General features: G+C 62.9%; 7 protein-coding genes. 2 read left to right on the top strand and 5 right to left on the bottom strand.

Features of this window, described 5'->3' with window-relative positions; genetic code table 11:
* Positions 1-73: 73 nt before the first annotated feature.
* Positions 74-586 carry a curlin-associated protein gene (locus ACTS2Z_RS09305; protein WP_442572938.1) on the bottom strand — a complete coding sequence of 171 codons (513 nt, stop codon included), beginning with the start codon at positions 584-586 and terminating at the stop codon, positions 74-76.
* A 163-nt stretch (positions 587-749) separates the two neighbouring features.
* Positions 750-1214 carry a preQ(1) synthase gene (queF, locus tag ACTS2Z_RS09300; RefSeq protein ID WP_442572937.1) on the bottom strand — a complete coding sequence of 155 codons (465 nt, stop codon included), beginning with the start codon at positions 1212-1214 and terminating at the stop codon, positions 750-752.
* Positions 1215-1880: 666 nt separating this feature from the next.
* Between queF and ACTS2Z_RS09295 the strand changes: the two genes are divergently transcribed.
* Complete coding sequence (locus ACTS2Z_RS09295) at positions 1881-3584, top strand: cation:proton antiporter domain-containing protein (RefSeq protein ID WP_442572936.1); 1704 nt, start codon at positions 1881-1883, stop codon at positions 3582-3584.
* On the opposite strand, the gene ACTS2Z_RS09290 is transcribed toward ACTS2Z_RS09295, so the two are convergent.
* Positions 3542-4042 carry an Lrp/AsnC family transcriptional regulator gene (locus ACTS2Z_RS09290; RefSeq protein ID WP_442572935.1) on the bottom strand — a complete coding sequence of 167 codons (501 nt, stop codon included), beginning with the start codon at positions 4040-4042 and terminating at the stop codon, positions 3542-3544. The genes ACTS2Z_RS09295 and ACTS2Z_RS09290 overlap by 43 nt on opposite strands.
* A 194-nt stretch (positions 4043-4236) precedes the next feature.
* Between ACTS2Z_RS09290 and ald the strand changes: the two genes are divergently transcribed.
* Entirely contained in the window at positions 4237-5355 is a 1119-nt protein-coding gene (ald, locus tag ACTS2Z_RS09285) for an alanine dehydrogenase (protein ID WP_442572934.1), read from the top strand.
* A gap of 617 nt (positions 5356-5972) precedes the next feature.
* On the opposite strand, the gene ACTS2Z_RS09280 is transcribed toward ald, so the two are convergent.
* Positions 5973-6932, bottom strand: a complete 960-nt coding sequence (locus ACTS2Z_RS09280) for an NAD(P)H-dependent flavin oxidoreductase (RefSeq protein ID WP_442572933.1) — start codon at positions 6930-6932, stop codon at positions 5973-5975.
* An 81-nt stretch (positions 6933-7013) separates the two neighbouring features.
* Complete coding sequence (locus tag ACTS2Z_RS09275) at positions 7014-7847, bottom strand: sulfurtransferase (protein WP_442572932.1); 834 nt, start codon at positions 7845-7847, stop codon at positions 7014-7016.
* Positions 7848-7925: the final 78 nt, after the last annotated feature.

The following is a 7925-nucleotide window of genomic DNA, read 5'->3' as shown; positions in this document are numbered from 1 at the left end:
TTTCATCGGATTTGCCCTTTCCCCGTCTGCCCGGCGGGCGGTTATCCGCCCGCCGGACGCCTGAACCTCATGATCAGTGGCTGCCCTGGATGATGACGGCGACACTGCCGCTGCCGGACTGGCGCACATTGGCGGTCTGGCCGTTGCCGACCTGGATCACGCCGAGCGTGTTGTTATTGCCGCCCTGGCTGGCATTGGCGGTGTTGCCCGAACCGATCTGGGCGATGCCAAGCGTGTTGTTCACGCCGGTCTGGATCGCCGAGCCGCGGTTGTAGGCGCCTTCCTGACCGACAACGGCCGTGTTGCGGCGGCCAAGCTGGTCGACATAGGCGTCATTGGCATGCCCGCCCTGACCGACCGTCACGCCATTACGCGAACCGGCCTGAATGGTCTGGACATAGTGGTAGGTGCCGCGCTGCTCGATGGCGAGGCGGTTCTGATAACCTTGCTGGCGAGCCGAGAGCTCATGGGCATAGCCCGACTGGTTCACGTTCACCCGGTTGCGGTTCTGCGCTTCGGCAGCCGTCGCCATGCCGGCGAAGGCAACAAGGCTGAGGCCAAGGGCAAGTGCGTTGCGAAGTTTCATCTCTGGTCTCCATATCCTGTCGCTGGGCGCTTCAGTGCGCCGTCAGTGATGACAGGTGTAGAGACCGCTGGCTGAACGCCGCCCGAGGCGCGCGTTCAAACTCCGCTCATTGTCATAAACGCCAGATAAATGGCGGGTTTAACTAGATGAATGGCAAAAGGCACTAGCCGCGCCCGCGATACGGCGCCACGCCCTGATCGGGCACCCAGACGCCCTTGGGGCACTCGCCCCACTGGCCGAAAATATCGATGGGGATGCCGCCACGCGGATACCAGTAGCCGCCAATGCGCAGCCATTTGGGTGCAATCTCGTCGACGAGGCGCTGCCCGATCATCATCGTGCACGCCTCGTGGAAGGCACCATGATTGCGGAAGCTGGTCAGGAAGAGCTTCAGAGATTTCGATTCGACGATCCATTCGCCCGGCACATAATCAATGACCAGGTGAGCAAAGTCGGGCTGGCCGGTCACCGGGCAGATCGAGGTGAACTCGGGACAGGTGAAACGGATCATGTAATCGGTGCCACCGGCCGGGTTCGACACCCGTTCCAGCTGCGCCGATTCAGGACTGTCCGGCGCACCGGTCTGGGCACCAAGCTGTTCGAGGCGGGAATAGCGTTCTTCGGTCATGGGCGGGATGTAGCGCGGGGAAGCGCCCGGAACCAGAATTAGGTGTAGCCGCCTGCTAGCTTTTTTCAGAACTGGCGGACGCGCTTATACTGGCGCTGTCTGGTTTGCTCGAAAGCTTGGCTTTCGAGCTTATGCTATATGAACGAGACCTCGAAGCTCGCTTAACGGTATCGATACTGCCTATCCGTTTAGCACTAACAGTGGGTTTGGCTTTAGGAGGTCGAGGGCCATCAGGCGCTTCATGAACTTCTGATACAATCCGAGCATCGCCAGCAGGCTCAGCGCACCGGTCATCACGTGCAGAGGATCGATAAATCCAAGCGAGACGACCAATTCCCACAGCCAGAAGCAATGCTGCAGCGATATTTATGGCGAGTAACGTTTCCATAACGCCACCATAGCACACCTCAATCGCCTAGCGAATGGTAATGCAAAAGCGTCCCTACAACGCACAATGAAATTCCAAAGACAGAAGCCAAGCCAAGCATGACATTTATCAACTGGGCTCCATCGGCGTAGCCAACCAGTCCAATAATACCCCCGGACAGCAACCCGCCCCCCACACTCAGGCACGCTGCCGCAATGGCGCTAGTCGTTCGGTCGATCATTCGGCACACTCCCCAGACCAGCCCGGACGATACACCCTGAACGCGCAAAGGCGGAATCATGAGCGAAGTCGAAGCAATCCTTCCGGCTATCAAGCTGCTGGGCGTCGGCATTGCCTGTGTGATGCTGGCGCGACTGCTGAAAACCTCGCCCATCGTCACTTTTATCGCCGCCGGCCTGCTGATCGGACCGTTCGGCCTGGGCATGGTGGAGGAGAACGGCACGACCCGTCTCCTCGCACAGCTCGGCGTTGTCTTCCTTCTGTTCGATATCGGCCTTGGCTTCTCCCTGAAGACCGTGCGTGAAAGCCGGGGCGATCTGATGGGGCTTGCCCCGGCGCAGATGCTGCTGTGCACCGCCGGTTTCGGCCTTGCCGGATGGCTCGCAGGGCTCGACTGGCTGCTGGCCCTTCTCATAGGCGCGACGGCTGGCATTTCAGCCACCGCCGTCGTTACCCAGACGCTGGCCGAGCGCGGGATCGCAACCTGCCCGCTCGGCCGCTCCACCACCGCCGTCCTGGTGTTCCAGGACATTGCCGGCATCTTCCTTCTGGTGATCGCGGTCGCCCTGTCTACCGAAGGCGGCGGCAATCTTGGCATGACGCTTGGCCTGTCTGCCCTGAAAGCGGGGATCGCGGTGGGGGTCGCCCTTCTGCTCGGCCGCTTTGTCATCGGACCACTCTTCCGCCTGCTGTCGAAGACGCGCAATGACGACATCTTCACCGCCGCCGCCCTGTTCCTCGTGCTGGCAACAGCCGCGGCCACCGGCGCGCTAGAACTGTCCCTGACGCTGGGCGCTTTCCTTGCAGGCATGATCATCGCCGACACGCCCTACAAGACGCTGATCCGTACCGAGGCAAAGCCGTTCGGCGCGCTGCTCCTCGGCTTCTTCTTCATCACCGTCGGCATGGCGCTGGACTGGCGCATGATGCTGGGACAGGCGCACTGGATTCTCATTGCGCTTGCCGTCCTCTTTGTCCTGAAAACGGCACTGAGCTGGCTGGCGGCCCTCATCAACAAGTGGAGCCTTGCCGGCGGCGCGCAGCTTGGCTTTGCGCTGGCGCAAGGCTCCGAGTTCGGCCTCGTCATTCTCGCCTTGCCCGGCATTTCAGCGGCGCTGGGTCCAGAGCTTGCAGGCATACTTGTGGCCACGACCGCGCTTTCGCTGGCTCTTACCCCCGCCTGGGCCTCGCTGGGCCTCAAGATCGCGCGAAAGATCGCCAGCGCGACGGCCAGCCGAAAGCCCGTCAGCCAGACGCAGGACGATGAAGGCCCGGTGCTTATTTTCGCAATGAACGCCACAGGCCGCCTCGCCTATGATGCGCTCAGCCGCTTTGGCCATCCTGTCATCGCGGTTGAAAGCGATCCGGACCGATTCCTCGCGGCCATTGCCGATGGCTATTCGGTCACGTTCGGTGATCCGTCTGATACCCGGCTGCTTCGCGCTATCGATGTGACAAAGGCCTGCGCCCTCGTCCTGTCCGCGCCGCGCTACGAGATTTCCGCAGAGATTACCCCTTACGTGCGTGAGCACCTGCCCCATCTGGCCCGCTTCGTTGCCGTTTCCAGCGAAGCCGACAAGGCCCGTCACGAGGCGCTGGGCATGCGCGCGGTTCTGGGCCGCAGCCAGCCCGAGGGCCTCGACATGGCGATGACCCTGCTGCGCTATGCCGAAGTGCCCGAGGCCGATATTGCCGAATGGGTGCGCGAGGTCATCGACGCCTACACGCCTGAAACCGCCTTGCGCGTGGCCGAAATGGCCTGAGCAATCGGAAGGGCCGTGCGGGTGAATACTTTACGCATGGCAATGTTGGAGACGAGCCGAGCCACGCCGGGCAGGCCGGACAGCCGCTCGCGGTGAACCCGCTCATAGTCGCGCGCATCGCGCACCATCAGGCGCAGCAGGTAATCCTCCGCGCCGGTCGTGAGATAGCAGTCCATTACCTCCTCGACCTGGGCGATGGCCGCCTCGAAGGCCTGCATGGTCTCGCGCCGCTGATTCTCAAGCGTGACGAGTACAAGGACGGTCAGCCCCCGCCCCACAGCATCCGCGTCGACCTGTGCGCCATAGCCGGTGATGACACCGCGCGCCTCCAGTGCGCGTATCCGCCTGTGACAGGCAGACGGCGACAGCCCCACCCGCTCCGCCAGCTCTGCATTGGCTAACCGTCCCTCATCCTGCAACAGGGTCAGAAGTGCGCGATCTATCCCGTCCAGTGTCATGAAACTTTCTCGAAGAGTGTGCGGTTTGACCGCCCTCTGGCTGTTAACGCTTGCAGGATAATTCCACCTTGCCTCTCATGACGCAAGATTATTGCATAAAACGTCATCAGATTGCAGATACCTGCCGTTTCCAGTAGCTTTCCCGCAATTTCAGGCATGATCCTGAAAGCCGGAAATCAGCGGGAGGATCCCCCATGCGCGTTGGCGTTCCCAGAGAGATCAAGGTTCACGAATACCGCGTCGGCCTGACGCCTGCAGGCGCGACCGAACTGGTCCGGGCCGGCCACGAAGTCTTCGTGGAAACCCGCGCCGGCGAAGGCGTGGGCTTTGCCGACAGCGCCTATGAGGCGGTGGGTGCCAAAATCCTCCCCGATGCAGAGGCGGTCTTCAAATCCGCCGAGCTGATCGTAAAGGTGAAGGAGCCGCAGCCCATCGAGTATGCGCGCCTGACGCCGGACCACACCCTCTTCACCTACCTGCATCTCGCGCCCGATCCCGAACAGGCCAAGGGCCTGATGGAGTCCGGCTGCATCGCGATTGCCTACGAAACGGTGACCGACAACGAAGGCCGCCTGCCGCTTCTCAAACCCATGTCGGAAGTCGCGGGCCGCATGTCGATTCAGGTTGGCGCAACCGCGCTGGAAAAATCCCATGGCGGGCGCGGCATGCTGCTCGGCGGCGTGCCGGGCGTGCAACCGGCCAAGGTGGTGATCCTCGGCGGCGGCGTTTCGGGCACCCATGCGGCGGAAATGGCCGTCGGCCTGCGCGCGGATGTCACGATTTTTGATCGCTCCATCAAGCGCCTCGCTGAGCTGGATGCCCAGTTCCAGGGAGCCGTGAAAACCGCCTTCTCGACCGCCGCATCAGTGGAAGAAGCGATCATCGGCGCTGATCTGGTCATCGGTGCGGTTCTGATCCCTGGCGCAGCCGCGCCCAAGCTCGTCACCCGTGACATGCTGAAAAAGATGAAGGATGGCGCGGTGCTCGTTGATATCGCCATCGATCAGGGCGGCTGCTTTGAAACCTCAAAGCCTACCACTCACCAGAGCCCGACCTTCATTGTCGACGGCGTTGTCCACTATTGCGTGGCCAACATGCCCGGCGCGGTGGCGCGCACCTCGACGATTGCGCTGACCAATGCAACGCTGCCCTTCACCCTCGCCATTGCCAACAAGGGCGCGAAGAAGGCCATGAACGAGGACGTCCATCTGGCCCGCGGCCTGAACGTCGCCGAAGGCCACATCGCCTACGAGCCGGTCGCCCGCGATCTCGGCCTGAAATATGTGAAGCCCGACTGGCTGACGAGCCTTTAGAGGGCCTGGTCCCAGCCTTCGTGTGACCCCCGTCAGTTTTCCTCCCGCGTCGACGGGGGAGGTGCTGAGCGGAGCGAGGCGGAGGGGGGTGTTCCTGAGTAACCCCGCTCGCCGCTGCGCGGCACTCCCCCCGTGAACGGGGGGAGAAACCCGTCCGCGAAAAGCGAACTCGCCCAGCTTATCCCCCTGCACCTCACCTGCCCGTATCATCCTGATTGCCGGTCTGGTGGAAGGGCATGCTCGCGACACGCTTGATGCAGACCGGCGCGAGGGCTTGCCCCCGCTCCTTGTGTTTGTCGGTCATCGGTATCGATGGCGCGGCTTTCACAGCTCCGCATGGGGCTTAATGGGGATACGGCGGCAACCAACCCTCACCAGTGCGGACGGCCCTTGCAGGCCACACATCCGACTGCCCCGACTACCCCATCCGGCCCGGTGGGCCGTCCGCACCCCTTCCATGCTCTCGCAGGTAAACCTGGCGGAGGTTTTGGTGTGCGGGGTTTTGCGATCGGTCTTCTCTTGCTTGCGTTCCTACTTCCGCGTTTTCCCGGCGAAAGCCGGGATCCCAAATGACTGGGCACCGGCTTATCGCCGTTGAAACGCAAAACAGAAGGCCGCTAGCACACCCGCTTTTTCGCGGCCTCGTACTCGGCTTTCAGGCGCGCGACATAATCGGCAACCGGACGCACTGCGTCGATCGAGCCGATGCCCTGACCCGAACCCCAGATATCCTTCCACGCCTTGGCGCCTGAATTGCCGCCGGAGCCGAAATTCATCTTGGAGGGATCGCTTTCGGGCAGATTGTCCGGATCGAGACCGGCATCAGTGATGGATTTCTTCAGGTAGTTGCCGTGAACGCCGGTGAAGAGGTTGGTGTAGACGATGTCCTCGGCGCGGCCATCCACAATGCCCTGCTTGTAGCCATCGGTTGCACGCGCTTCCTGGGTCGCGATGAAGGCCGAGCCGATATAGGCATAGTCGGCGCCCATGGCCTGCGCCGCGAGCACGCCAGCCCCGGTGGAGATCGCACCGGACACCAGAAGTGGCCCGTCAAAGAATTCGCGTATCTCGGCGATCAGCGCAAACGGCGAGAGCGTGCCGGCATGGCCGCCAGCGCCCGAGCAGACCGCGATCAGGCCGTCAGCGCCCTTTTCCAGTGCCTTCTGCGCAAAGCGGATATTGATGATGTCGTGCAGGGTCTTGCCACCCCAGGAATGAACAGCCTGGTTGAGGTCCTCGCGCGCACCCAGCGAGGTGATGACCAGCGGCACCTTGTATTTGGCGCAGGTTTCCAGGTCGGCTTCCAGGCGTTCATTGGAACGGTGGACGATCTGATTGACCGCAAACGGTGCTGCCGGCTTGTCCGGGTTCGCCCGGTTATAGCTGTCCAGCTCCGACGTGATCTGGTCGAGCCATTCATCGAGCTGGCTTTGCGGACGGGCATTGAGCGCCGGGAAAGACCCCACAACCCCGGCCTTGCACTGGGCGATGACAAGATCAGGGTGCGAAATGATGAAAAGCGGCGCGCCGATGACAGGCACGCTCAGCCGCCCGTCGAGAATGTCCAGTCCGGCCATGAAGCCCTCCCCTTGAAACGTTTGTTGCACCGCAAGCTAGCGTGGTTTGCTGCGCTGTCGAGAGACCGATGTGAACGCTGTTCAGCTTTTGACGATCGGCAGATCGCCGCGGGCCGCCCACTCCATCCATGAGCCGTCATAGAGCCAGACATCGGTAAAGCCGGCGCGGGTGAAGCCCGCGTGCAGGATCGCCGCCGTAATCCCCGACCCGCAGGTGCAGATGATGCGCTGGCTGCGGTCGGCGGTCGGCAGGGCATCCAGCAGGCTCTGGCCAGCCAGAAAGCGCCCGTCTGGGTCCGCGAGCTTGGAGGCAGGCAGATTCACCGCACCGGGCATGTGCCCGGAGGAAAGGCCCGCCCGCGGCTCAGGTTCCGTGCCCGCAAATCGGCCTGCCGGGCGCGCATCCACAATCAGGGCGTCACCGGCCTCGACATGATGCAGCACGTCGTCCCAGCGAACGGCATCGTCGCGGATGAGCAGCAGATCAGGCGCGGACGGCAAGGGCGTGCGAGCTGGCGGTGCACCGGTTTCAGTCGCCCCGCCTTCGGCCTTCCAGCCATTGATACCGCCATCGAGAATGCGCGCATTGAGGCCCGACCGCCGCAAGGTCCACCAGACGCGCGGCGAGGCGAAGTAGCCGTTCTGGTCATAGATGATGAGCGGCTGACCGGCCGGCACGCCCGCTTGGGCGAACCAGCGCGCCAGCGTGGCGCTGCCTGGCGCCATATGGGGCAGCGTGCTGGTACGGTCGGCAACGGCGTCGATATCGAAGAAGACGGCCCCGGGCAGGCGCGCCTCGCGGTACGCATCCACGCCCTTGCGCCCGGCTGCCGGCATGAAGCCGGTCGCGTCGACGAATACCGCCCCCCCGAGGCCCATGGCCTCGCGCGGGGTAATGAAGATGTCGTCAGCCAAGGTTCAATTCTCCCGCCATGCCATTGCGACGAAGCTGGCCCTGCCTGCCTAGTTCGGCAGGTGCCGTTCGATCAGCGA

It is taken from the genome of Glycocaulis sp. (assembly GCF_052168375.1).
GTDB lineage: Bacteria > Pseudomonadota > Alphaproteobacteria > Caulobacterales > Maricaulaceae > Glycocaulis.
The sequence above is the reverse complement of the archived record's forward strand: the minus strand, read 5'-3'. Positions and strand labels throughout refer to the sequence as shown.